Origin of the sequence: Streptomyces mashuensis (assembly GCF_014654785.1) — a bacterium.
Lineage (GTDB): Bacteria > Actinomycetota > Actinomycetes > Streptomycetales > Streptomycetaceae > Streptomyces > Streptomyces mashuensis.
On record NZ_BNBD01000001.1, the window covers coordinates 99967 to 123795 of the forward strand.

19 protein-coding genes and 1 riboswitch are annotated in these 23829 nt (G+C 74.4%); of the genes, 12 read left to right on the top strand and 7 right to left on the bottom strand.

The annotated features are described in order from the left end of the window. Complete coding sequence (locus IE305_RS00375) at nucleotides 1–1071, top strand: ABC transporter substrate-binding protein (RefSeq protein ID WP_190127296.1); 1071 nt, start codon at nucleotides 1–3, stop codon at nucleotides 1069–1071. A gap of 22 nt (nucleotides 1072–1093) precedes the next feature. Here IE305_RS00375 and IE305_RS00380 read toward each other — a convergent pair whose 3' ends face one another. Next, nucleotides 1094–2026, bottom strand: coding sequence for a ferredoxin family protein (locus IE305_RS00380; protein ID WP_190127297.1), 933 nt, complete (start codon nucleotides 2024–2026; stop codon nucleotides 1094–1096). Nucleotides 2027–2154: 128 nt separating this feature from the next. Here IE305_RS00380 and IE305_RS00385 point away from each other — a divergent pair, with 128 nt between their 5' ends. Next, nucleotides 2155–3222, top strand: coding sequence for a CobW family GTP-binding protein (locus tag IE305_RS00385; protein WP_190127298.1), 1068 nt, complete (start codon nucleotides 2155–2157; stop codon nucleotides 3220–3222). A 46-nt stretch (nucleotides 3223–3268) separates the two neighbouring features. Here the strand turns inward: IE305_RS00385 and IE305_RS00390 are convergent, their stop codons facing one another. Then, nucleotides 3269–5725: a DNA gyrase/topoisomerase IV subunit A gene (locus tag IE305_RS00390; RefSeq protein ID WP_190127299.1), complete on the bottom strand. Its 2457-nt coding sequence runs from the start codon at nucleotides 5723–5725 to the stop codon at nucleotides 3269–3271. Nucleotides 5726–6010: 285 nt separating this feature from the next. Here IE305_RS00390 and IE305_RS00395 point away from each other — a divergent pair, with 285 nt between their 5' ends. The 4 genes from IE305_RS00395 to IE305_RS00410 all read left to right on the top strand — a co-directional run bounded on the left by IE305_RS00395 (nucleotide 6011) and on the right by IE305_RS00410 (nucleotide 11086). Further along, nucleotides 6011–7384 (top strand): M16 family metallopeptidase, encoded by a 1374-nt coding sequence (locus IE305_RS00395; protein WP_229890555.1) that lies wholly within the window; start codon nucleotides 6011–6013, stop codon nucleotides 7382–7384. 41 nt (nucleotides 7385–7425) lie between these two features. Continuing rightward, nucleotides 7426–8793, top strand: a complete 1368-nt coding sequence (locus IE305_RS00400) for a M16 family metallopeptidase (protein ID WP_190128141.1) — start codon at nucleotides 7426–7428, stop codon at nucleotides 8791–8793. A gap of 249 nt (nucleotides 8794–9042) precedes the next feature. Further along, nucleotides 9043–9200, top strand: a riboswitch (cyclic di-AMP (ydaO/yuaA leader). A gap of 13 nt (nucleotides 9201–9213) precedes the next feature. Continuing rightward, nucleotides 9214–10011: a M23 family metallopeptidase gene (locus IE305_RS00405; protein WP_190127301.1), complete on the top strand. Its 798-nt coding sequence runs from the start codon at nucleotides 9214–9216 to the stop codon at nucleotides 10009–10011. Nucleotides 10012–10258: 247 nt separating this feature from the next. Then, nucleotides 10259–11086, top strand: a complete 828-nt coding sequence (locus IE305_RS00410) for a GntR family transcriptional regulator (RefSeq protein ID WP_190127302.1) — start codon at nucleotides 10259–10261, stop codon at nucleotides 11084–11086. 29 nt (nucleotides 11087–11115) lie between these two features. Here the strand turns inward: IE305_RS00410 and IE305_RS00415 are convergent, their stop codons facing one another. Beyond that, nucleotides 11116–11397 carry an HPr family phosphocarrier protein gene (locus tag IE305_RS00415; RefSeq protein WP_190127303.1) on the bottom strand — a complete coding sequence of 94 codons (282 nt, stop codon included), beginning with the start codon at nucleotides 11395–11397 and terminating at the stop codon, nucleotides 11116–11118. Between the two features lie 143 nt (nucleotides 11398–11540). Between IE305_RS00415 and IE305_RS00420 the strand changes: the two genes are divergently transcribed. The 4 genes from IE305_RS00420 to IE305_RS00435 all read left to right on the top strand — a co-directional run bounded on the left by IE305_RS00420 (nucleotide 11541) and on the right by IE305_RS00435 (nucleotide 16975). Next, nucleotides 11541–14327 (top strand): bifunctional acetate--CoA ligase family protein/GNAT family N-acetyltransferase, encoded by a 2787-nt coding sequence (locus IE305_RS00420; protein ID WP_190127304.1) that lies wholly within the window; start codon nucleotides 11541–11543, stop codon nucleotides 14325–14327. A 55-nt stretch (nucleotides 14328–14382) separates the two neighbouring features. Then, nucleotides 14383–14973 (top strand): DUF5998 family protein, encoded by a 591-nt coding sequence (locus IE305_RS00425; RefSeq protein WP_190127305.1) that lies wholly within the window; start codon nucleotides 14383–14385, stop codon nucleotides 14971–14973. After that, nucleotides 14970–16190, top strand: a complete 1221-nt coding sequence (locus tag IE305_RS00430; protein WP_190127306.1) for an alkaline phosphatase family protein — start codon at nucleotides 14970–14972, stop codon at nucleotides 16188–16190. Before IE305_RS00425 ends, IE305_RS00430 begins: the two co-directional genes overlap by 4 nt. 122 nt (nucleotides 16191–16312) lie before the next feature. Beyond that, nucleotides 16313–16975 carry a thymidine kinase gene (locus tag IE305_RS00435; protein WP_190128142.1) on the top strand — a complete coding sequence of 221 codons (663 nt, stop codon included), beginning with the start codon at nucleotides 16313–16315 and terminating at the stop codon, nucleotides 16973–16975. A 3-nt stretch (nucleotides 16976–16978) separates the two neighbouring features. Here the strand turns inward: IE305_RS00435 and IE305_RS00440 are convergent, their stop codons facing one another. Continuing rightward, nucleotides 16979–17779, bottom strand: coding sequence for a VOC family protein (locus tag IE305_RS00440; RefSeq protein ID WP_190127307.1), 801 nt, complete (start codon nucleotides 17777–17779; stop codon nucleotides 16979–16981). Between the two features lie 212 nt (nucleotides 17780–17991). Between IE305_RS00440 and IE305_RS00445 the strand changes: the two genes are divergently transcribed. After that, nucleotides 17992–18822, top strand: a complete 831-nt coding sequence (locus IE305_RS00445; RefSeq protein ID WP_190127308.1) for a sulfurtransferase — start codon at nucleotides 17992–17994, stop codon at nucleotides 18820–18822. A 32-nt stretch (nucleotides 18823–18854) separates the two neighbouring features. On the opposite strand, the gene sepH is transcribed toward IE305_RS00445, so the two are convergent. Next, on the bottom strand, nucleotides 18855–19916 hold the full coding sequence (gene sepH / locus IE305_RS00450; protein ID WP_190127309.1) for a septation protein SepH: 1062 nt from the start codon (nucleotides 19914–19916) through the stop codon (nucleotides 18855–18857). A gap of 369 nt (nucleotides 19917–20285) precedes the next feature. Between sepH and IE305_RS00455 the strand changes: the two genes are divergently transcribed. Beyond that, nucleotides 20286–21224 carry a hypothetical protein gene (locus tag IE305_RS00455; RefSeq protein WP_190127310.1) on the top strand — a complete coding sequence of 313 codons (939 nt, stop codon included), beginning with the start codon at nucleotides 20286–20288 and terminating at the stop codon, nucleotides 21222–21224. A gap of 36 nt (nucleotides 21225–21260) precedes the next feature. On the opposite strand, the gene IE305_RS00460 is transcribed toward IE305_RS00455, so the two are convergent. Together IE305_RS00460 and IE305_RS00465 are read right to left on the bottom strand one after the other, a co-directional pair. Further along, on the bottom strand, nucleotides 21261–22577 hold the full coding sequence (locus IE305_RS00460) for a D-arabinono-1,4-lactone oxidase (protein ID WP_190127311.1): 1317 nt from the start codon (nucleotides 22575–22577) through the stop codon (nucleotides 21261–21263). Continuing rightward, nucleotides 22540–23781 carry an MFS transporter gene (locus IE305_RS00465; protein WP_190127312.1) on the bottom strand — a complete coding sequence of 414 codons (1242 nt, stop codon included), beginning with the start codon at nucleotides 23779–23781 and terminating at the stop codon, nucleotides 22540–22542. Before IE305_RS00465 ends, IE305_RS00460 begins: the two co-directional genes overlap by 38 nt. Between the last annotated feature and the right edge of the window lie 48 nt (nucleotides 23782–23829).

The window sequence follows — 23829 nt, forward strand, 5'->3', positions numbered from 1 at the left end:
ATGCGTACCTCCATAAAGCTCGCCAAGGTCTGTTCGACGACCGTTGCGGGGGTGATGTGCCTGGCCCTGGCGGGCTGCGCCGACGACTCGTCCGCCACCAGCTCCAAGGTGTCGGCCAACGAGAACTACAAGGGCGAGACCGTCAAGATCATGGTGGGGGGCCTGGACAAGGTCATCTACCTGCCCGCCGTCCTCACCGAGCGGCTCGGCTACTTCGACCAGGAGGGCGTCCACGTCAAGCTGCTCAGCGAGCCCGCCGGCGTGCAGGCGACGACCTCGCTGGTCTCCGGCGACGTCCAGGGCGTCGTCGGCTTCTACGACCACACCCTCGACCTCCAGGTGAAGGGCAAGCAGGTCGAGTCGGTCGTGCAGCTGGCCCAGACGCCGGGCGAGGTGGAGATCGTCTCCAAGTCCGCGGCCTCCGGCCTGGCCTCGCCCAAGGACTTCAAGGGCAAGAAGCTCGGCGTCACCGGCCTCGGTTCCTCCACGGACTTCCTCACCAAGTACCTCGCGGTGAAGAACGGCGTGCAGGTCAGCGACATCACGCCGGTGGCCGTCGGCGCCGGGCAGACGTTCATCAGCGCCCTGCAGAAGGGCTCGATCGACGCCGGTATGACCACCGACCCGACCGTCGCCCAGATCGTCGCCAAGGACCTCGGCAAGGTCCTCGTCGACATGCGCACCCCCGAGGGCTCGCGGGCCGCGCTCGGCGGCCTCTACCCGGCCTCCAGCCTCTACATGAACACCGAGTGGGTGAACAGCCACAAGGAGACCGTGCAGAAGGTCGCCAACGCCATGGTGAAGACCCTCAAGTGGATGTCGGAGCATTCGCCGGAGGAGATCGCGGCCAAGATGCCCGACGACTACGCCAAGGGCGGCCGGGACCTGTACACCAAGGCCATCGCCAGCACGCTGCCGATGTTCACCAAGGACGGCGTCATGCCGTCCGACGGCCCGTCGACCGTCCTCGAGGTCCTGAAGTCCTTCAACCCCGACCTGAAGAACCGCACGGTCAACCTGTCGCAGACCTACACCACCGAGTTCGTGCGCAAGGCGGGGGAGCGCGGCTGACGTCCGGCCGGCGGAGGCCGGCTCAGGCCAGCGGTACCAGGGCCACGACGTCCATCCGGGCGGGCGTGGCCAGGGCCTTGCCGCAGCTCTCCGGCCGGGCCGGCGCGGCCGCACCCTGCTCCACCTCGACCCGCCAGGCCCGCCCGTCGCTGTGCGCGACGGTCACGGACCAGCGCGGCGCCGAACCGTCGGCCACCGGCACCGCCACCGTCGCCGTCACGTCCAGCGCGTCCGCGCCGTCCTCGCCGGTCAGGGCCCGTACGGCCAGTTCGGCGGCCTGGCCCGGCCGGTCCCACGCGGAGCGGCCCCGGCAGTTCGCGGTGGCCACCCGGCCCTCCCGGGCGGCTTCCAGGGCGTCCTTCACGGCGTGCGCGGTGGCCCGGCCGTACGCGTAGCCGTACGGCAGCACGAACAGCGTCGGCGCGAAGCGGTGACCACCGATGTGGGTGACCTCCCACACCTCGACGCCGCCCGCCGCGGCGAGCTCCGCCGCCAGCGGCCGGCCGAGCAGAGCACAGCAGCGGTCCCGCTTGCCGTTGGTGCACACCAGAGCCATCGGCTCCCCGTCGTACGTCGCGTACTCCGGCCCCAGCCCGTCGGGCACCCCCGCGCCCAGCGCGGCGAAGTCCAGGTGGAGCAGGGCGCCGACGTCCGTCAGCGAGGCGCTGCGCATCCAGGAGCGGCCCGGCGCGGTGTGCGCGAGGACGACGCGGTGCCGGGCGGGCTCGTGGCAGTCGGCGTGGCGCCCGGGGCGCCGGATGAGGGCGACGCGTACGCCCGTACCCGCCGTGGCCTCGGCCAGGGCGCTGCCGGTGGCCGGATCGAGATGGCTGGAAGCGAGCGCGTCACGGCCCCACGGGCCCGGCTGTTCGATCAGCAGCCAGGTCCGCGCGGTGGCGGCGGTGCCGGCCAGCGGCTCGGCCAGCAGTCGGGAGGCAGTCGCGCACGTGCTCACGAAGGCGAGCCTAACCTGACCGGGGCACGTGCTGCACGGGCGGCGAACCGGACGGACGGCTCCCGGCCACCGCCGCCCGCCTATCCTGGAGCGCCCCGGACGGACCCCACCCACAAGGAGGAGCCCCCTTGGCCGCGCGACCCAGACGACAGATCCCGGTCATCGTGCTCGCGGGGTTCCTCGGAGCGGGCAAGACCACCCTCCTCAACCACCTGCTCACCCGGAGCGGCGGCACCCGCGTCGGGGCGATCGTCAACGACTTCGGGTCCATCGAGATCGACGCCATGAGCGTCGCCGGGCAGGTCGACTCCATGGTGTCCCTCGGCAACGGCTGCCTGTGCTGCGCCGTGGACACGAGCGAGCTGGACGGCTTCCTCGACCGGCTGTCCCGCCCCTCCGCCCGCATCGACGTCATCGTCGTGGAGGCCAGCGGGCTCGCCGAGCCGCAGGAGCTCGTCCGCATGATCCTGGCCAGCGAGAACAGCGCCATCGTCTACGGCGGCCTGGTCGAGGTCGTCGACGCCGCCGAGTTCGCCGCGACCCGGGCCCGCCACCCGGAGCTCGACCGCCACCTCGGCATCGCCGACCTGGTGGTCCTCAGCAAGGCCGACCGCGTCGGCGAGGCCGAACGCGACGGCCTGCTGGAACTGCTGGCCGGCCTCGCGCCCGGCACGCCCGTCATACCCGTCGAGCACGGACGTCTCGACCCCGGGCTGTTCTTCGACCGCAAGCCGCGCGAGGACCACCTGGAGGCCGTCCGCCAGCTGTCGTTCGAGGACCTGTGCACGGACGACGAGACGGACGACGAGGAGGACGACGCCGAAGACGCCCACCACGGCCACCTGCACGCCGGCTACGAGAGCGTCGAGTTCACGTCCGCCGAGCCGCTGCACCCGCGCCGGCTGATGGAGTTCCTCGACAGCCGGCCCGAGGGCCTCTACCGGATCAAGGGCTTCGTCCACTTCGGCCTGCCCGGCCACCGGCAGAAGTTCACCCTGCACGCCGTCGGCGACTTCCTGCGCTTCTACCGCTCGCCGTGGGCCCGTTCCGAGCCCCGGCTGACCCAGCTGGTGATGATCGGCCGGGGCGTCGACGCCCCCGCGCTCCGCGAGGGCCTCGACGCCTGCCGGAACCCCACCCCGCAGGACACCGATGACAGCGCCATGTGGGGCGTCCTGCGCTACGCGCAGGGCTGAGGCGCCACCGCACCCCGGCCCCGCGCCAGCACCCGGCGCCGCCGGACTACACCGGCCCCGCCACCGTCGCCACCGGCTTGGCCAGCGGCGTGCCCGAGCCGTCGCGGCGCGGGTCCGGCTCCGGCAGCGGCACCGGGGCGCCCTTGGCATCGGCCGCGCGGGCCGGGGCGGCGCCGGCCCAGGCCAGCACCAGGCAGTCCTCGCCCTTCAGGAACCGCTGGCAGCGCACGCCGCCGGTGGCCCGGCCCTTCCGCGGGTACTGGTCGAACGGCGTCAGCTTGGCCGTGCCCGTCACCGCCGCGCCCGGCAGGCCGCCGCGCGCCCCCGCCACCGTGAACACCACCGCGTCCTCGGCCGGGTCGACGGCCGTGAACGAGATCACCTTCGCGCCCGACGCCAGCTTGACGCCCGCCATGCCGCCCGCCGGCCGGCCCTGCGGCCGTACCTGCGACGCCTGGTAGCGCAGCAGCTGGGCGTCGTCGGTGACGAAGACCAGGTCCTCCTCGCCCGTGCGCAGCTCGGCGGCGCCGACGATCCGGTCGCCGTCCTTGAGGGTGATGACCTCCAGCTCGTCCTTGTTGGCCGGGTAGTCCGGCACCACGCGCTTGACCACGCCCTGCTCCGTGCCGAGCGCGAGCCCCGGCGAGGACTCGTCGAGCGTCGTCAGGCAGACCACCGTCTCGTCGTCCGCCAGGGTCAGGAACTCCGCGACCGGGGCGCCGCCCGCCAGGTTCGGCGGCTGGGCCGTCTCCGGCAGCTGCGGCAGGTCGATCACGCGCAGCCGCAGCAGCCGCCCGGCCGACGTGACCACGCCGACCTCGCCCAGCGCCGTGGCCGGCACTGCCGAGCGGATCACGTCGTGCTTGACGCGCCCGGCCCCGCCCGCCGCCGGCACCGGCTCACCGGTGGCCGTACGGGCCAGCAGGCCCGTGGAGGACAGCAGCACCCGGCACGGGTCGTCGGCCACCTGGAGGGGCACCGCCGTGGCCTGCGCGCCCGCCGACTCCAGCAGCACCGTGCGCCGCGGGGTGCCGAACTTCTTCGCCACCTCGCCCAGTTCCGAGGAGACGAGCTTGCGCAGCTCCGCGTCCGACTCCAGGATCCGGGTCAGCTCCTCGATCTCGGCGGTCAGCCGGTCCCGCTCGCCCTCCAGCTCGATCCGGTCGAACTTCGTCAGGCGGCGCAGCGGCGTGTCGAGGATGTACTGGGTCTGCACCTCGGAGAGCGAGAACCGCTCCACGAGTGACTGCTTCGCAGCCGCAGCGTTCTCACTCGATCGAATGATTCGGATGACCTCGTCGATGTCGGCGAGCGCCACCAGCAGACCCTCGACCAGGTGCAGCCGGTCCCGCCGCTTGCGGCGCCGGAACTCGCTGCGCCGGCGGACCACGTCGAACCGGTGGTCGACGTAGACCTCCAGCAGCTCCTTCAGGCCCAGCGTCAGCGGCTGGCCGTCCACCAGCGCCACGTTGTTGATGCCGAAGGACTCCTCCATCGGCGTCAGCTTGTACAGCTGCTCCAGCACGGCCTCGGGGTTGAAGCCGTTCTTCACCTCGATGACCAGGCGCAGGCCGTGGGCGCGGTCGGTGAGGTCCTTCACATCGGCGATGCCCTGGAGCTTCTTCGAGCCCACCAGGTCCTTGATCTTGGAGATGACCTTCTCCGGGCCCACAGTGAACGGCAGCTCGGTCACCACCAGGCCCTTGCGGCGCGCCGTGACGTTCTCCACGGACACCGTCGCGCGCATCCGGAACGTGCCGCGCCCGGTCTCGTACGCGTCGCGGATGCCGCTGAGCCCCACGATCCGGCCGCCCGTGGGCAGGTCCGGGCCGGGGATGTACTTCATCAGCGTGTCGAGGTCGGCGCCCGGGTGCTTGATCAGGTGCCGCGCGGCGGCGATCACCTCGCCCAGGTTGTGCGGCGGCATGTTCGTCGCCATGCCGACCGCGATCCCGGACGAGCCGTTGACCAGCAGGTTCGGGTACGCGGCGGGCAGCGTCACCGGCTCCTGCACGCTGCCGTCGTAGTTCGGCGCGAAGTCGACCGTCTCCTCGTCGATCGACTCCGTCATCAGCGTCGTCGGCGCCGCCATGCGGGCCTCGGTGTACCGCATGGCGGCCGGCGGGTCGTCGTTGCCCAGCGAGCCGAAGTTGCCGTGCCCGTCGACCAGCGGCAGCCGCATGGAGAACGGCTGCGCCAGGCGCACCAGCGCGTCGTAGATCGAGGCGTCGCCGTGCGGGTGGAGCTTGCCCATCACCTCGCCGACGACGCGGGCGGACTTCACGTGCGCCCGGTCGGGCCGCAGGCCCATCTCGTTCATCTGGAAGAGGATGCGGCGCTGGACGGGCTTGAGGCCGTCCCGGGCGTCGGGCAGGGCGCGCGAGTAGATGACGGAGTAGGCGTACTCGAGGAAGGAGCCCTGCATCTCGTCGACGACGTCGATGTCGAGGATGCGCTCCTCGAACTGTTCCGGCGGCGGGGTCTTCGTGCTGCGGCGGGCCATCGCGGCTGCGGCTCCTTCGATCGGTTGCCGGGGGCGGTAACGCACTGACGGGAAATGACGCGGTCCATTGTGGACCGCGCCACCGACAACACCGACCGCGACCCGTCCGGAGGATCCCGGGCCGGTCCGGGAACTTCGCCAGAGCCCGGCGCGCTTGCATACAGTGACAGCACTTGTTCACCACGCGCGTCCCCCGCGGTCCGCCCGAATGGCCCGGCACAGCACCGGGCCGGCGGTGCGCGGGACAGCGCGAGATCTCCCGAGGATCGAAGGGACTACATGCCCATGGGTCACACGGCCACGCAGCAGGCCGGTTCCGGCGGCCTGACAGCGACCGAGCACCGCCTGGCCAACGGCCTGCGGGTGGTGCTCTCCGAGGATCACCAGACGCCGGTCGCGGCGGTCTGCCTCTGGTACGACGTCGGCTCCCGCCACGAGGTCGCGGGCCGCACCGGCCTCGCCCACCTCTTCGAGCACCTGATGTTCCAGGGCTCCGCCCAGGTCAAGGGCAACGGCCACTTCGAGCTGGTGCAGTCCGCCGGCGGCTCGCTCAACGGCACCACCAGCTTCGAGCGCACCAACTACTTCGAGACCATGCCCGCCCACCAGCTGGAGCTGGCGCTGTGGCTCGAGGCCGACCGCATGGGCTCGCTGCTCACCGCGCTGGACGAGGAGTCCCTGGAGAACCAGCGCGACGTGGTGAAGAACGAGCGCCGCCAGCGGTACGACAACGTGCCCTACGGCACCGCGTTCGAGAAGCTGGTGGCCATGGCCTACCCCGAGGGCCACCCGTACCACCACACCCCCATCGGCTCCATGGCCGACCTGGACGCCGCCTCCCTGGAGGACGCGCGGGCCTTCTTCCGCACCTACTACGCGCCCGGCAACGCCGTCCTGGCGGTCGTCGGCGACATCGACCCGGAGCAGACGCTCGCCTGGGTCGAGAAGTACTTCGGCTCCATCCCCGCCCACGACGGCAAGCAGCCCCCGCGCGACGGCAGCCTGCCCGACACCATCGGCGTGGAGCTGCGCGAGGTCGTGCGCGAGGAGGTGCCCGCCCGCGCCCTGATGGCCGCCTACCGGCTGCCGCACGACGGCACCCGCGAGGCCGACGCCGCGGACCTGGCCATGACCATCCTCGGCGGCGGCGAGTCCTCCCGCCTGCACAACCGCCTCGTCCGGCACGACCGCACCGCCGTCGCCGCCGGCTTCGGCATGCTGCGCCTGGCCGGCGCGCCCTCGCTGGGCTGGCTGGACGTCAAGGCGTCCGGCGGCGTCGAGGTGCCCGCCATCGAGGCCGCCGTCGACGAGGAGCTCGCCCGGTTCGCCCTGGAGGGCCCCACGCCCCAGGAGATGGAGCGCGCCCAGGCCCAGCTGGAGCGCGAGTGGCTGGACCGGCTCGCCACGGTCAGCGGCCGCGCCGACGAGCTGTGCCGCTTCGCCGTCCTCTTCGGCGACCCGCAGCTCGCCCTGACCGCCGTCCAGCGCGTGCTCGACGTCACGCCCGACGAGGTGCAGGCCGTCGCCAAGGCCCGGCTGCACCCGGCCAACCGCGCCGTGCTCGTCTACGAGCCCACCGGCCCGCAGGGCATCGCCGAACAGACCGCCGAGGACGCGATCGCCGCCGGCACGATTCAGGAAGAGGAGACCGACCGGTGAGCGAGACCGCAGCCCCCGGCACCACCCAGGACGCCCCCGCCATGCAGTTCCACCCCCGGCCGGAGCCGGGCGCCCCCACCCCCTGGGCCTTCCCCGCCCCCGAGCGCGGCCAGCTGCCCAACGGCGTGACCGTGCTGCGCTGCCACCGCCCCGGCCAGCAGGTCGTCGCGGTCGAGATCAGCCTCGCCGCGCCCCTGGAGGCCGAGCCGGCGGGCCTCGACGGCGTCGCCACGATCATGGCCCGCGCCTTCTCCGAGGGCACCGACAAGCTCAGCGCCGAGGACTTCACCGCCGAGCTGGAGCGCTGCGGCGCCACCCTCGACGCGCACGCCGACCACCCCGGCGTCCGGCTCTCCCTGGAGGTGCCGGCCTCCCGCCTGCACAAGGCGCTCGGCCTGCTCGCCGACGCCCTGCGCGCCCCGGCCTTCCCCGACGGCGAGGTGGAGCGCCTGGTGCGCAACCGCCTCGACGAGATCCCGCACGAGCTGGCCAACCCCGCCCGCCGGGCCGCCATGGCGCTGGCCGCCGAGCTGTTCCCGCCGCACGCCCGCATGTCCCGCCCCCGCCAGGGCACCGAGGAGACCGTCGAGCGCATCGACGCCGCCTCCGTACGGGCCTTCTACGAGGCCCATGTGCGCCCCGCGACCACCACCGCGGTCGTCGTCGGCGACTTCACCGGCGTCGACCTCGACGAGGCCCTCGCCGACACCCTCGGCGCCTGGACCGGCGCCCCGGCCGCGCCCCGGCCCGCCACGCCGGTCACCGCGGACGACACCGGCCGCGTGGTCATCGTCGACCGCCCCGGCGCGGTCCAGACCCAGCTGCTCATCGGCCGCACCGGCCCCGACCGGCACGCCGCGGTCTGGCCCGCCCAGGTGCTCGGCACCTACTGCCTGGGCGGCACCCTCACCTCGCGCCTGGACCGGGTGCTGCGCGAGGAGAAGGGCTACACCTACGGCGTACGGGCCTTCGCCCAGGTGCTGCGCTCCACCCCGGACGGCAGCGGCACCGGCATGCTCGCCATCAGCGGTTCCGTCGACACGCCCAACACCGGCCCCGCGCTGGCGGACCTGTGGCAGGTGCTGCGCACCCTGGCCGAGGGCGGGCTCACCGACGCCGAGCGCGACGCCGCCGTGCAGAACCTGGTGGGCGTGGCCCCGCTGAAGTTCGAGACGGCCGCGGCCGTCGCCGGTACGCTCGCCGACCAGGTCGAGCAGTTCCTGCCGGACGACTACCAGGCGCACCTGTACGAGCGGCTGGCCGCCACCGGCACCGTGGAGGCCACCGCGGCCGTGGTCAGCGCCTTCCCGGTCGGCGGCCTGGTGACGGTCCTCGTCGGTGACGCCGCGGCGATCGCGGAGCCCGTCAAGGCGCTGGGCATCGGCGAGGTCACCGTCATCTCCTCCTGACCCTCCCGATCCTCCGGATCCTCCTGACGCCGCCTCAGTCGGCCGCCGTACGGCACCGGCTGGGCACCCGAGGGGGGCGCGTGGGCCCAACGAGGCCCACGCGCCCCCCTTATGTCCGTTTTGAAGGTGTGGTTGCAGGTTGGTCGTGTGGCGTACGTCATAAAAGCGGTGATCTGTTTGCCGATCGAATCTGACGCCGATTAGCGTCAGCTCGGCAGTCCGTCAGATCGGAGCCGCAACCGCGGCCCCGGACAGCCATCGCCGAGTCCCCACGGCGCAAGCCACGGGGAGCCGGGGACCCATAGCCAGTCCCTGGGGTGAATCGGCTCCCTCTCACGAGGGCGCCGTAGGAGACCTTCCTGCTCCGAACCCGTCAGCTAACCCGGTAGGCGAGAGGGAAGGAAAGGATCAGCCGCAGCCATGGCTTCCGGTAAGCACCGCCGTCCGAGCCGCGCCGTCCGTGTCGGCGCCAACGTCGCGGGCATAGCCACCCTGACGGCCGCCGGCGTGGTCGCCGGTGTCGCGGCCCCCGCCTTCGCCGCCCAGGGCGACGACGCCCACCGCGGCCCGGAGGACACGGGCCTCACCCAGGCCGTCGTCATGAGCGACGTCATGGCCGGCAACGTCGACGCGCAGGCCCAGACCCTGCGCTACTCCGCCGACGAGTCGGCCGCGATCCAGCAGGCCCAGGTCCTGGCCCAGCACCAGGCCGCCGAGGCCAAGAAGCAGGCCGACGAGGCCAAGCGCAAGGCCGAGGCCGAGCGCAAGGAGCAGGAGCGCGCCGCCCGCGAGGCCGAGCGCAAGCGCCTGGGCGTCTACGTGAGCCCCATCGAGGGCTCCTACGTCTCCACCTCCTACAAGGCCTCCAGCGGCCTGTGGTCCTCCGGCAGCCACACCGGCGTCGACTTCCACGCCGAGACCGGCACCTCCGTGCGCTCGGTCGCCGCGGGCACCGTCGTCGAGGCCGGCTGGGGCGGCGCGTACGGCAACAACGTCGTCATCAAGCACAACGACGGCACCTACACCCAGTACGGCCACCTCTCCTCCATCGACGTGTCCGTCGGCCAGACCGTCACCGCCGGTCAGCAGATCGGCCTCTCCGGCGCCACCGGCAACGTCACCGGCCCGCACCTGCACTTCGAGGCCCGCACGGCGCCCACCTACGGCTCCGACATCGACCCGGTCGCCTACCTGCGCGCCCACGGCGTCGACGTCTGACCGTCACCCCAGAGCTTTCCGCAAGGCCCCGGCGCGAGCCGGGGCCTTCGCGCTGTCCGCGCACCCTGTCCCGTCCGTCCACCGGTGCGCCTTCCCCGCTGGCCGAAACGCATGCCCGGCCTCCGGGAAACGGTCGGACTCCGCCCGGAATTGCCCTAGAGTCGCCGCCACGGACGACAGGTCACCGGGGCACTGGGTCACCAGGGCAGCGAGCCAGCAGCGGAGGCGGCATCATGCGGGTCCGTTCGTGAACGGCGACGGCACGGCACCGGGCGCCGGCCGCCGCGTGTCCGCCCACGCCGTGTGCACCGCGGTCCGCGACGACATCGTCTCCGGCGTCCTCCCGCCCGGCACCCGCCTCGTCGAGGAACTGCTGGCCCGCCGCTACGGCGTCTCCCGGGTGCCCGTGCGCGAGGCGCTGCGCACCCTGGCGTCCGAGGGCTTCGTCACCACCCGGCGGCACGCCGGCGCCTGCGTCGCCGAACCCACCGCCGACGAGGCCGCCGACCTGCTGGACGTCCGCCTGCTGCTGGAGCCGCTGGGCGCCGCCCGCGCCGCCCAGCGGCGTACGGAGGCCCATCTGAGGGTGCTGCGCGGCCTGGTCCGGGTCGGCCGCGACCGGCTGGCCGCCGGGCGGCCGGGGGAACTGGCCCGGCTCGGCGACTGGTTCGACGAGACCCTCGCCCAGGCGTCCGGCAGCCCGTCGCTGGCCACGCCGCTCACCCAGCTGCGCCGCAAGATCGCCTGGATGTACGCGCCGGAGCCGGCGGCGCGGCCCGAGCGGGAGTGGGAGGTGTGCGCCGCGCTCGTGGACGCGGTGGCGCGCCGGGACGCCGAGCGCGCGCGGGAGCTGGCCGCCGTGCGCGCCTCCCGCCCCACCGGCACGTTCCGCCACACGCCCCCCGCGCCGCCCCGCAGCGCCCCCGCGCCCCACACCGTCCCCACGCCCCCGGCGCCGCCCGCACAGCCCACCCGGTCCGCCCGCCCTGCGCCGCCGCCCCCGCAACGCAACAGCGGGGCCGCGACGCCTGTCAAAGGCTGTCGCGGCCCCGCCGCACGCATGTCCGCCTCCTAGGGCGCCGGCCGCGCCCCGGGGTTCAGCGGTCAGACGGTCTCCGGGAGCTCCTCGAGGCCCTCGGCGACCAGCTTGGCCAGACGGTCGAGCGCGGCCTCGGCACCCTCGGCCTCGCTGGCCAGGACGATCTCCTCGCCACCCTGGGCGCCCAGGCCCAGCACGGCCAGCATCGAGCCGGCGTTGACGGGGTTGCCGCCCGCCTTGGCGATGGTCACGGGGATGCCGGCGGCGGTCGCCGCACGGACGAAGATCGACGCGGGCCGGGCGTGCAGGCCCTCGGCCCAGCCGACGTTGACGCGGCGCTCAACCATGGTGTTGCCCTTCGAGTCGGTGAGGTTGTCTAGACCATTGTGGCACGCGGTCCGTCGTGCCCCTGCACGCGCCCGCACGGGGGCCGTCCGCCGCGCCGGCCGGCCCTCCCGGCACTGTCGGTGGCCGGTCGTACGCTTGCCCCATGCAGACGCCGTCCGAGCACGCGTACCCCGCCCACTGGGAAGCCGACGTCGTGCTGCGCGACGGCGGCACGGCCCGGATCCGCCCCATCACCCCCGACGACGCCCAGCGCCTCGTCAGCTTCTACGAGCAGGTGTCGGACGAGTCCAAGTACTACCGCTTCTTCGCGCCCTACCCCCGGCTCTCCGACCGGGACGTGCACCGCTTCACCCACCACGACTACGTCGACCGCGTCGGCCTGGCCGCCCTCATCGGCGACGAGTTCATCGGCACCGTCCGCTACGACCGCGTCGACGCCCGCGGCATGCCCGCCCCGGCCCCCGCCGACCAGGCCGAGGTCGCCTTCCTCGTCCAGGACGCCCACCAGGGCCGGGGCGTGGCCTCCGCCCTGCTGGAGCACGTCGCGGCCGTCGCCCGCGAGCGCGGCGTGCGCCGCTTCACCGCCGAGGTGCTGCCCGCCAACACCAAGATGATCAAGGTGTTCACGGACGCCGGCTACACCCAGAGCCGCAGCTTCGAGGACGGCGTCGTCCGGCTCCGCCTCGACCTGGAGCCCACCGACGCCTCCCTCGCCGTGCAGCGCGCCCGCGAGCAGCGCGCCGAGGCCCGTTCCGTGCAGCGCCTGCTGGCCCCCGCCTCCGTCGCCGTCGTCGGCACCGGCCGCGAACCCGGCGGCATGGGCCGCACCGTGCTGCGCAACGTCCTGGCCGGCGGCTTCACGGGCCGGGTGCACGCCGTCAACCGGGCCTTCCCCGAGGACCTGACCACCCTGGAGCCCGAGGACGTCCCCGCCCACCGGTCCGTCACGGAGATCGACGCGCCCGTCGACCTCGCCGTGGTCGCCGTGCCCGCCGACCGGGTGCCCGCCGTCGTCGACGACTGCGGCCGGCACGGCGTGCAGGGCCTCGTCGTGCTCTCCGCCGGGTACGCCGAGAGCGGCCCCGAGGGCCGCGCCCGGCAGCGCGCCCTGCTCCGCCAGGTCCGCTCCCACGGCATGCGGCTCATCGGCCCCAACGCCTTCGGGCTGATCAACACCGCGGACGACGTCCGGCTCAACGCCTCCCTCGCGCCCGAGCTGCCCGCCGCCGGCCGGGTCGGCCTCTTCGCCCAGTCCGGCGCCATCGGCATCGCCCTGCTCTCCGGACTGCACCGGCGCGCCGCCGGGCTCGTCGGCATCTCCACCTTCGCCTCCGCAGGCAACCGCGCCGACGTCTCCGGCAACGACTTCCTCCAGTACTGGCACGACGACCCCCACACGGACGTGGCGCTCATGTACCTGGAGTCCATCGGCAACCCCCGCAAGTTCACCCGCCTGGCCCGCCGCACCACGGCCCGCAAGCCGCTCGTCGTCGTCAAGGGCGCCCGGCACGGCGCCGCCGCCGCGCCCGCCGGGCACACCGTGCCCACCACCCGCATCCCCGACGCCATCGTCACCGACCTGCTCCGCCAGGCCGGCGTCATCCGCGTCGACACCGTCACCGAACTGGCCGACACGGGTCTGCTGCTGGCCTCCCAGCCGCTGCCCACCGGCCCGCGCGTGGCCATCCTCGGCAACTCCGAGTCGCTGGCCCTCCTCACGTACGACGCGTGCCTCACCGAGGGGCTCCGCCCCCGGCCCCCGCGCGACCTCACCACGGCCGCCGCCCCGGACGACTTCCGCGCCGCCCTGGCCGAGGCGCTCGCCGACCCCGCGAACGACGCGGTGGTCGTCACGGCCATCCCCTGGGTGGGCACGGCCACCCCCGCCGAGCTGGCGACGGCCCTCCGCGCCGCGGTGGCGGCCGCCCCGGCGGCCAAGCCGGTGGCCGTCGTCCACGTCGAAATACCGTCCCTGGCCGAAGCCCTGGCGGCCCCGCCGCCGGAGAGGCCGGAGCAGCCGGCGCCGCAGGACGCCCCGCCGCCCCCGGCCCCCGTCCGTCTCCCCTCCTACCCCGCCGCCGAACGGGCCGTACGGGCCCTCGCCGAGGCCGTGCGGTACGCGCAGTGGCGGCGGCAGGCCACCACCCCCGGCCGGGTGCCCGAATTCGACGACATCGACGAGGACGGGGCCGCCGCCGACATCGAGGTGCTACTGAAGGCCCACCGCGCCGCGCCCGCGCGGGCCGTCACCCTCTCCGCCGCCGACACCCAGCGCCTCCTCGCCCGCTACGGCATCGCCGTGCTGCCCGCCCTGCCCGCACCCGACCCCGACACCGCCGTGCACGCCGCCCGGCGCCTCGGCTTCCCGGTCGCCCTCAAGCCCACCGCCCCCCACCTGCGGCACCGCGCCGACCTCGGCGGCGTCCGGCTCGACCTGGACGGCGAGGCCGGGCTGCGCCGCGCCTTCGCCGAGCTGACCGACCTGCTCGGCGACCCCGCCACGCTGCGCCTGGTCGTCCAGGCCATGGCGCCCCGCGGCGTCGACACCGTCGTCCGTGCCGCCATCGACCCGGCCGCCGGCGCGGTCCTGTCCTTCGGCCTGGCCGGCGCCCCCTCGCTGCTCCTCGGCGACACCGCGCACCGGCTCGTGCCGGTCACCGACCGCGACGCCGCCGACCTCATCCGGTCCATCCGGACCGCCCCGCTCCTCTTCGGCTGGCGCGGCTCCACCCCCGTCGACACCCCGGCCCTGGAGGAGCTGCTGCTCCGCCTCTCCCGGCTCGTCGACGACCACCCCGAGGTCGTCGGCGCCGACCTGGAGCCGGTGATCGTCGCCCCGAAGGGCGTGCACGTCCTCGGCGCCTCGATACGCCTCGCACCCCCGCCACCGCGCAGCGACCTCGGCCCCCGCAGCCTGCCGCCGTCCTGAGCCGGCCCGGGGATCGGCGGCGGACGGGCGCCGTACGCCCCGTAGGATGGTGGCCATGGCGAAGACCGGTACGACGACCCAGGGCCTGCGCACGGCCATCGAGCGCAGCGGCTACTACCCGGCTCTCGTGGCCGAGGCGGTGGAGGCCGCCGTGGGCGGCGAGCCGATCGTGTCGTACCTGGTCCACCAGGAGACGACGTTCGACGCCAACGAGGTGCGCCGGCACGTCACCGTGCTCGTGCTCACGGGCAGCCGCTTCCTGGTCAGCCACACCGACGAGCAGGCCGCGGACAACACCTCCCCGTCGCCGTACGCCACGACCTCGACCGAGTCGGTCCGCCTCGACCGCATCTCCTCGGTCGTGCTCAGCCGCGTCGTCGCCAACCCCGAGTCGTACACCCCCGGCACCCTGCCCCGCGAGATCGTGCTGACGATCGGCTGGGGCGCGGTCTCCCGCATCGACCTGGAGCCCGCCGCCTGCGGCGAGCCCAACTGCGACGCCGACCACGGCTACACCGGCTCCTCCACCGCCGACGACCTGAGCCTGCGGGTCAGCGAGGCCGGCGACGGGCCCGACACGGTCCGCCAGGCCCTGGCCTTCGCCCAGGCGCTGTCCGAGGCGACCGTGGCGACCGCCCGCCGATGACCCCCTCACCCTCCGGCCACCCGGCCGCGGGCCACACCTGGCACGAGCCGCCCGCCCTCGACCCCCGCTCGGCCCCCCTGCCCCGGTACGGCACCGGCTCCCTCGCGGACCTGCTGCCCTCCGTGGCCGCCGGGCTGGGCGTCCCCGGCCTGTCCACCGGCCTGGAGCTGGAGCCCGCCGACCGCGTCTGCGTCTTCCTGATCGACGGCCTGGGCTGGGAGCTGCTGCGCGACCACCCCGCCGAGGCGCCCTTCCTGCACTCGCTGCTGTCCACGTCCCGCAACCGGACCGGGCAGCCGCTGACCGCCGGATTCCCCTCCACGACGGCCACCTCCCTGGCCTCCGTCGGCACCGGCCTGCCGCCCGGCGCGCACGGCCTGCCCGGCTACACGGTCGCCGACCCGGCCACCGGGCAGCTGATGAACCAGCTGCGCTGGCGGCCCTGGACCGACCCGCACGCCTGGCAGCCGTACCCCACCGTCTTCCAGCTCGCCGACGCCGCCGGGGTCGCCACCTGCCAGGTGAGCGCCCCCGACTTCGAGCACACGCCCCTGACCAGGATCGCCCTCAGCGGCGGCACCTTCCACGGCCGCCTCTCCGGCGAGGACCGCATGGACTTCGCCGCCGAGCGGCTCGGCGCCGCCGACCGCTCGCTGGTCTACACGTACTACAGCGAGGTGGACGGCAAGGGCCACCGCTTCGGCGTCGACTCCGAGGAGTGGCGCGGCCAGCTGATGTACGTGGACCTGCTCGCCCAGCGCCTGGCCGAGCAGCTGCCGCCGCGCTCCGCGCTGTACGTCACCGCCGACCACGGCATGATCGACATCCCGTTCGACCCGGAGTCGCGCATCGACTTCGACGAGGACTGGGAGCTGCGCGCCGGCGTCGCCCTGCTGGGCGGCGAGGCCCGCGCCCGGCACGTCTACGCAGTGCCCGGCGCCGCCGCCGACGTGCTGGCCGTCTGGCGCGAGGTGCTCGGCGACCGGATGTGGGTCGCCGGCCGCGACGAGGCCATCGAGGCGGGCTGGTTCGGCCCGCCCGGCGCGGGCGTCGACGACCGCGTCCACGCCCGGATCGGCGACGTGGTCGCCGCGGCCCGCGACGACATCGCGATCGTCGCCACCGAGACCGAGCCGAACGAATCGGCGATGGTCGGGCTGCACGGCTCCATGACCCCCGTCGAGCAGCTCGTACCGCTGCTCGAAGTACGCACCTGACGGCGCGCGCCCCCGGGTCCGCGCCGCCCGCCGGCGCCGACCCGCCTCCGTGCGCCCCACCGCCCCGCTGTCCCCGATAACCCACCGATGACTCCCCGATGACGAAAGGCCCCGGCCTCCCCATGCCCGAGCTGGTGTTCTTCTCCGGAACGATGGACTGCGGAAAGAGCACACTGGCTCTGCAGATCGAGCACAACCGCTCGGCCCGCGGCCTGCAAGGGCTCATCTTCAGCCGCAACGACCGCGCCGGCGAGGGCCGGCTCTCCTCCCGGCTGGGCCTGGTCACCGAGTCCATCGAGGCGGGGGAGGGCTTCGACTTCTACGCGCACGTCGTCGGCCACCTCTCGGCCGGCGGCCGCGCCGACTACGTCATATGCGACGAGGCGCAGTTCCTGACGCCCGAGCAGATCGACCAGCTCGCCCGCATCGTCGACGACCTCGAACTCGACGTCTTCGCCTTCGGCATCACCACCGACTTCCGCACCAAGCTCTTCCCCGGCTCCCAGCGCCTGGTCGAACTCGCCGACCGCGTGGAGGTGCTCCAGGTCGAGGCGCTGTGCTGGTGCGGGGCGCGGGCCACGCACAATGCCCGGACGGTCGGCGGCCGCATGGTCGTCGAGGGCGAGCAGGTGGTGGTCGGCGACGTCAACCAGCCGGAGACGGTGGTGGGTTACGAGGTGCTGTGCCGCCGGCACCACCGCAGGCGGCTGACCTCCGCCGCCGCGCGGGCCGCCGCGCTCTCGCCGGACGTGCTGCCGGTCGACCCCGTCGACCAGGACGCGTAACCCCTAGGGCACGGCCCGGACGAGGGAGAACAGCGCGCCCTCGCGGTCCATGACCGTCGTCGCCGGGCCGGCGGCGGTGGGCGCGGCCCCCGCGACGACCCGGCCGCCCAGCTCCTGGACGCGGACCGCCGCCGCCTCGGGGTCGGCCACCGCGAAGTACGGCACCCAGTACGACTGGCGCAGCCCGGCGCCCGCGCCGCGGATGGACGCGACCGGCCGGCCGTCGACGTGCAGCAGCACGGTGTCGGAGTCCACCGCGCCGGTCGTCTTGGCCTCGTAGCCGAACAGCGCCCGGTAGAACTTCAGCACCACCGCGGCCTCGTGGGTGACCAGTTCGTGCCAGACGGCGCTCCCGGGGCCGCCGCCGTACGGCGCGGGGCCCTGCCACACGCCGAAGGACGCGCCTGCCGGGTCGCCGGCCAGCACCATCCGGCCGCCGTCCGCCGCGGCGAGCGGGCCCACCCCGACCGTGCCGCCGGAGCAGTGGATCCACTCGGCGGTGGCGTCGGCGTCGTCGCTCGCCAGATAGGTGGTCCACGCGGCGGGGGATTGACGGTCCGGCGGCAGCCCGGCCAGCCCGGCGACGTCGCGCCCGCCGAGGACGGCCCGGGCGCAGGGGCCCGGCCGGCCCGGCCGTCCGGGCCGGGTGTCGCGGTACGTCCAGCCGAACAGCCCGCCGTAGAAGTCCTTCGCCGCCTCCAGGTCGCGCGCCAGGAGACTGGTCCAGCAGGGAGTGCCCGGCGGCTGCCGCCGGGCGGACTCCTCGGCGCCGTGCGCCCAGGAGGGTTCCCACACCTCGGTCATCGTGAGTCTCTCCTCGGACCATCGTGGTGGCCGCGCGGTCGCGCTCCGGTCGCGCGGGTGTACGGGACGGTGCCCGGCCGGTCTCTGCACGCCGGGCTTCAGGGGGTCCCGCAGGAGAATGCCCCAATTCAACGCCGCCAAGTATCGATCAGCAGGACGCGGTCTGGCCAGGGGGCCATTCGGGGGAAGGTCCGTACGCCAGGATGGTGCGCATGAACGCCATCATCACCGCAGAGGAACTCGCGGACGCGCTGGCCGGTGACCGGCCGCCGGTCCTGCTGGACGTGCGCTACCAGATGGGCGGGCCGCCCGGCCGGCCCGCCTACGAGGCCGGGCACCTGCCCGGCGCGGTCTACGTCGACCTCGAATCGGAGCTGGCGGGCCCGCCCGGCCCGAAGGGCCGTCACCCCCTGCCGGACGTCGCGGTGTTCGGCGCCGCGATGCGCCGGGCCGGGGTGGAGCCCGGGCGCGGGGTCGTCGTGTACGACGGCGGCCAGGGCTGGGCCGCGTCCCGGGCGTGGTGGATGCTGCGCTGGGCCGGGCACGAGGACGTACGGGTGCTGGACGGCGGGCTGCCGGCCTGGACGGGCGCGCTGTCGACGGAGGTCCCGGCGGTGCAGGAGGGCACCTTCGAGCCCCGCCCCGGCGCCCTGCCGGTGCTGGACGCGGACGGCGCGGCGGCGCTGGCGCGCCGGGGCCTGCTGCTGGATGCACGGGCCGGCGAGCGCTACCGCGGCGAGGTGGAGCCCATCGACCCGGTCGCGGGCCACATCCCGGGCGCGGTCAGCGCCCCCACCATGGAGAACGTGCGCCCGGACGGCCGTCTGCTGCCCGCCGCCGAACTGGCGTCCCGTTTCGCGGCGCTGGGCGCGGACGGCACCAAGGAGGTGGGTGTGTACTGCGGTTCGGGCGTGTCGGCCGCTCAGCAGCTGCTGGCGCTCGCGGTGGCCGGCATCCCGGCAGCCCTCTACGTGGGGTCGTGGAGCGAATGGGTGGCCCGGAGCCCGGCCCGCCCCGTGGCGACAGGGCCGCAGCCGGGCTGAGGCCGGGCTGCGGCCCGACGGGAGGCCGGGGCCTACTCCGGTTTCTTGCGCCTCGTCCCGAAGACGATCTCGTCCCAGCTCGGGACCGCCGCGCGGCGGCCCGGGCGGACGCCGTCCGCCTCGGCCTGGCGGTCCGTCGTGCCGATCAGGCGGTCGCGGTGGCCCGCCACCGTGCGGGGCATGAGGACGTCCGCGTACGCCGAGCCCGCGCTGGCCGCGGGGGCCGGCGGCTCGACCTCGGCGGCCTCCACCGGAGGCTCGGGGGGTGCCGTCGTCGTCGCCGTCTCGGGCACCACCATGTCGCCGCGGAAGCTGGGCACCGCCTCCAGGAGGCTGGTCAGGGAGTCGCGCTCCTTGACCGGCTCCTCGGCGGGGGCCTCCGCGGAGATCTCCGCCGGCTCGGCCGCGGCGGACGGCGGCGGCGCCGGCCGCTCCCGCGGCAGGCGGGCGATGCGCGGCACGAACGGGAAGCTCGGCTCGGGCGTCTCGTCCGTCTCGCCGATGAGCGCGCGGGCCTCGTCGTCCAGCGCCTGAACGATCCGGCGCGGCGGGTCGTACGTCCAGCTCGCGGCGCGCGGCTCGCCGGCCGCCCGGTAGACGAGCAGGACCTCCCACGTGCCGTCGTCGCGCCGCCAGGAGTCCCACTGCGCGCTGTCCTTGTCCGCGCCGCGCAGCAGCAGCCGCTCGGCCACGGCCTCGCCCAGCGGCGGCCCGCCCGTGCTCTCGCCGGGGCGGCGCACCGGGGTCTTGCGGGCGCGCTCCGCCATGAAGGCACGCTCGGCCAGGACCGGTCCCTCGAAGCGCCGGACGCGCTCCACGGGGATGCCGGCGAGCTGTGCGACCTCCTCCGCCGAGGCGCCGGCGCGGATGCGCGCCTGGATGTCGCGGGGGCGGAGGTGGCTCTCCACCTCGATCTCGATCTGCCCGAGGCGCGCGCGGTCGTTGCGCACGGCGGCGCGCAGGCGCTCGTCGATGGGCAGCGTGTACTCCGTGCTGTCCGCAGCCTTGAGCACCAGCCGTGTGCCGTCGTTGGAGACTGCCACGACACGCAGTTCGGGCATGGGGACCTCCCGGGTGGTGCCTGCCGACGTCACCTGCGTCGCTGCTTCCGCTAGTCGAGTGTGGCCTGCCCGGGTAGCAGCCTGCCACAACCTTGCCGAGTTGACGGGGCGAGAGCCGCCCGGGCCCCTCCCGCGGTTCCGGCCGGCGGTCACCGGGGCGACGACGACCGGACGGGATATTGGGGCCAGGGCTCGTCACAGTACTCCATTCGGGCCACTGGACGTGGATCGGCGCGCCAGCGAAGTTCACCCGGGTCAAGGGAGTTGGTGCGTGTTCATGCGCACCCCCTGTCCTTCCCCGGGTGGCGAGGTTCACACAATCGCCGGATTCGGAACTGTTCGTTACCCTCGAATGTCTCTTCTGGCTGCAAGAGGGACTGAAAGGACCAACAGGGGCCGGAGATGGACGACAAACCCGAAACCGGGGCAAAGACCAAGGTCAGGCGCCTGGAGCTGAGCATCGCGCAGGTGGCCGGAAGTGCGCTGGCGGCGGTGGTCGCCGCCCTGCTCGCCGGCAAGCTCGGCGTGTACGGCACCGTTCTGGGCGCCGGCGTCGTCAGCGTGGTCGCCACCACGGGGGGAACGGTCTTCCAACACCTGTTCAGGCGTACGGGTGAACAGATCCGCGAGGTGACGGTGCAGGCCCCGCCCCGCCTGCGCCGCGTGCCGGTGCGCGACGCGGGCCGCGCGGTGGGCCGTACCCCCGATTCCGGGGCGTACGCCGGTGCGCGCCCCGGCGCGGAAGGTGATCCGCACTTCGAGGGGTACCCGCACGGCTACTCCGAGGAGTACTCGCCCGCCACCACGCACGGCACCCGGATGCGCGGCTGGAAGCGCCCGCTGATCGGGGCGGCCGCCGTCTTCCTGCTGGCCATGGGCACGGTCACCGCCGTGGAGCTGGTCTCCGGCTCCAGCGCGGACGGCGACAAGGGCGGCACGACCGTCAGCCGGCTCTTCCAGCCGGAGAAGCGCCAGGACCCGCAGGAGGACAACGACCGGTCGCCCGGCCCGGACCACTCCCCGGGCTCCGGCCAGGAGGGCGGCGACCGCGGCGCGACCCCCGGCCCGGACGCCTCGCAGGGCGGCGGTACGGGCAAGCCGTCGCCGGACCCGCACACGTCCCCGTCCTCCGGCGGCGGCAAGCCCTCCCCGGGCCCCACGCCCGCGCCGAGCAGCTCGCCGGACGCCGGCAAGGGCGGCACGGACGGCAAGGCCGACGGCAGCGGCGGCACCACCGGGCAGGGCTCCGGCGGGACCACCGGCCAGTCGGCCCCGCCGGCCGCGGGCCAGAACGTCGCCGCCGGAACGGGCACCGGCCCCACGGCCGGCACCCGTTCCTGAGCGGCCCGACCGGCCGCCCCGCCGCCGGCCCGGCCCTCACTCGCCCAGCACGCGCCGCAGGTAGTCGTTGCCGAAGACGCGGTGCGGGTCCAGCCGGTCCCGCACCGCCGTGAACTCCCCGAACCGCGGATAGACGCCGGCCAGGTACGCCGCGTCACGGCTGTGCAGCTTCCCCCAGTGCGGCCGGCCGCCGTGCGCCGTCATGATCTGCTCGGCGGCCGTGAAGTACTCCCGGTGCGGCGCGCCCCGGTAGACGTGCACCGCGAGGTAGGCCGTGTCCCGTCCGTACGCCGTGGACAGGGGGATACCGTCCGAGGGGGCGGTCCGCACCTCCACCGGGAACGCGATCCGCAGCCGTCTGCGCTCGATCACGGCCCGCAGCTCCCGCAGGGCCGGCAGGGCCGCCTCGCGCGGCAGCGCGTACTCCATCTCCAGGAACCGCACCCGGCGCGGGCTGGTGAAGACGCGGTAGGGCACGTCCGTGTACGTACGGGCCGACAGGGCGCGGCCCGAGAGCCGGGCCAGCGGCGGCACGGTCGCGGGCACGGCACGGCCCAGCGCGCACACCGCGCCGAACACGCCGTTGGACACCAGTTCGTCGGACACCCATGCCTGCGCCGGGTGGAGCGGCGCCGGCGGGCCGGCGCTGCGGTTGTTGCGCTTGGTGAGGCAGGTTTCCGTGTGGGGGAACCAGAAGAACTCGAAGTGTTCGTTCTCCGCCACCAGCGCGTCGAACTCGGCCGTGACCCGGCCGTAGGACATCGGCTCCTCGCGCGCCGTGAGCAGGAACTCCGGCTCCACCGCGAAGGTGATCGCGCTGATCACGCCCAGCGCCCCCAGCCCCACCCGGGCGGCGTCGAAGACCTCCGGGTGCTCGGCGGGCGAGCAGGTCAGCACCGAGCCGTCGGCCGTGACCAGCTCCAGGCCGCGGATCTGGGCGGAGATCGCGGCCGAGTCGCGGCCGGTGCCGTGCGTGCCGGTGCTCACCGCGCCGGAGACGGTCTGCTCCATGACGTCGCCCATGTTCGTCAGCGACAGGCAGCGGGCCGACAGCGCCCGGTTGAGCTGCCGGAGCGTGGTGCCGGCGGCGACGGTGACCGTGCCCGCCGCACGGTCGGCCGAGCGTATGCCGGTCAGCCGCTCCGGCCGTATCAGCAGCCCGTCGGTGGCGGCCGCGGCGGTGAAGGAGTGGCCCGTGCCCACCGCCTTCACCTTCAGCCCGTCGGCGGCCGCCCGGGCCACCAGGGCGGCCAGTTCCTCCGTCGAGGCCGGTGCGGCCGTGGCCGACGGGCGGGCGGTGACGTTCCCCGCCCAGTTACGCCATGCACTGCTCGCCTTCGTCGTCGCTGTCATCGACGGCAACCCCCAACCCCTTGGCCGCCGGCCCGAGCCGGCGGTATCCGAGGAACGCGCCGACGGCCGCGAGCACCCCCGCCGCGCCGGGCACCGTGTACCCCGCCGTGGCCCCGGCCGCGTCCACCACCCATCCGGCGACGGACGAACCGAGCGCCACGCCGACCGCGAGCCCGGTGCTCGTCCAGGTCATGCCCTCGGTCAGCTTCGCGCGCGGTACGTACTGCTCGACGAGGGCCATGGTGGTGACCATCGTCGGCGCGATGGCGAGGCCCGCGACAAAGAGCGCCACGGCCAGGAACGGCAGGTTCCCGACCAGTTGGAGGGGGATCATACTCACGGCCATCGCGCAGACACCGAGAATCCAGCGACGTGCCGGGTCGCCCTTCAGGTGCAGCAGCCCGAAGACGGCGCCCGCCAGACACGAGCCGAGCGCGTACACCGCCAGCACCAGGCTGGCCGCCGCCTTGTGGCCCTGCTCCTCGGCGAACGCCACCGTCACCACCTCCATCGCGCCGAACACGGCACCGGTGGCGACGAAGACCAGCACCAGCACCTGGAGGCCGGGCACCCGCATCGCCGACCCGCCGTCGCCCGCGCCCCGCGGGTGCGGCGCGGGCTCGGTGCCGCGCTGCGCGGTCAGCCACGCCACGCCCGCCAGCAGGAAACAGACGGCCAGAAGCGGCCCCGCCTCGGGGAACCAGGCGGTGGACAGCCCGATCGACAGGATCGGGCCCACGATGAAGACGATCTCGTCGATGACGGACTCGGCCGAGTACGCGGTGTGCAGCTCACGCGGCGAGTCGCCGTAGATGGCCGCCCAGCGGGCCCGCACCATCGAGCCCACGCTCGGTACGCAGCCGGCGCCCGCCGCGCAGACGAACAGCGTCCAGTCGGGCCAGCCCCGGTGCGCACTCAGCAACAGCAGGCCCAGGGCCAGCCCCGACATCACCGTGGCCGGCCGCATCACCCGCCGCTGCCCGTACTGGTCGACCAGCCGGGACACCTGCGGCCCCAGCACGGCCTGCGACACGGCGAGCGTCGCCGCCAGGGCGCCGGCCAGCCCGTACCGGCCGGTCAGTTCGGAGATCATCGTGACGATGCCGATGCCGACCATGGACAGGGGCATCCGGCCGACGAAACCCGCCGCCGAGAAGCCCTTGGTGCCGGGGGCGGCGAATATGGCGCTGTACGGACTGGACACGGACGGCTCCGCCGGGACGAGACGAGGTGGGACGGTGGACCCGCCCAG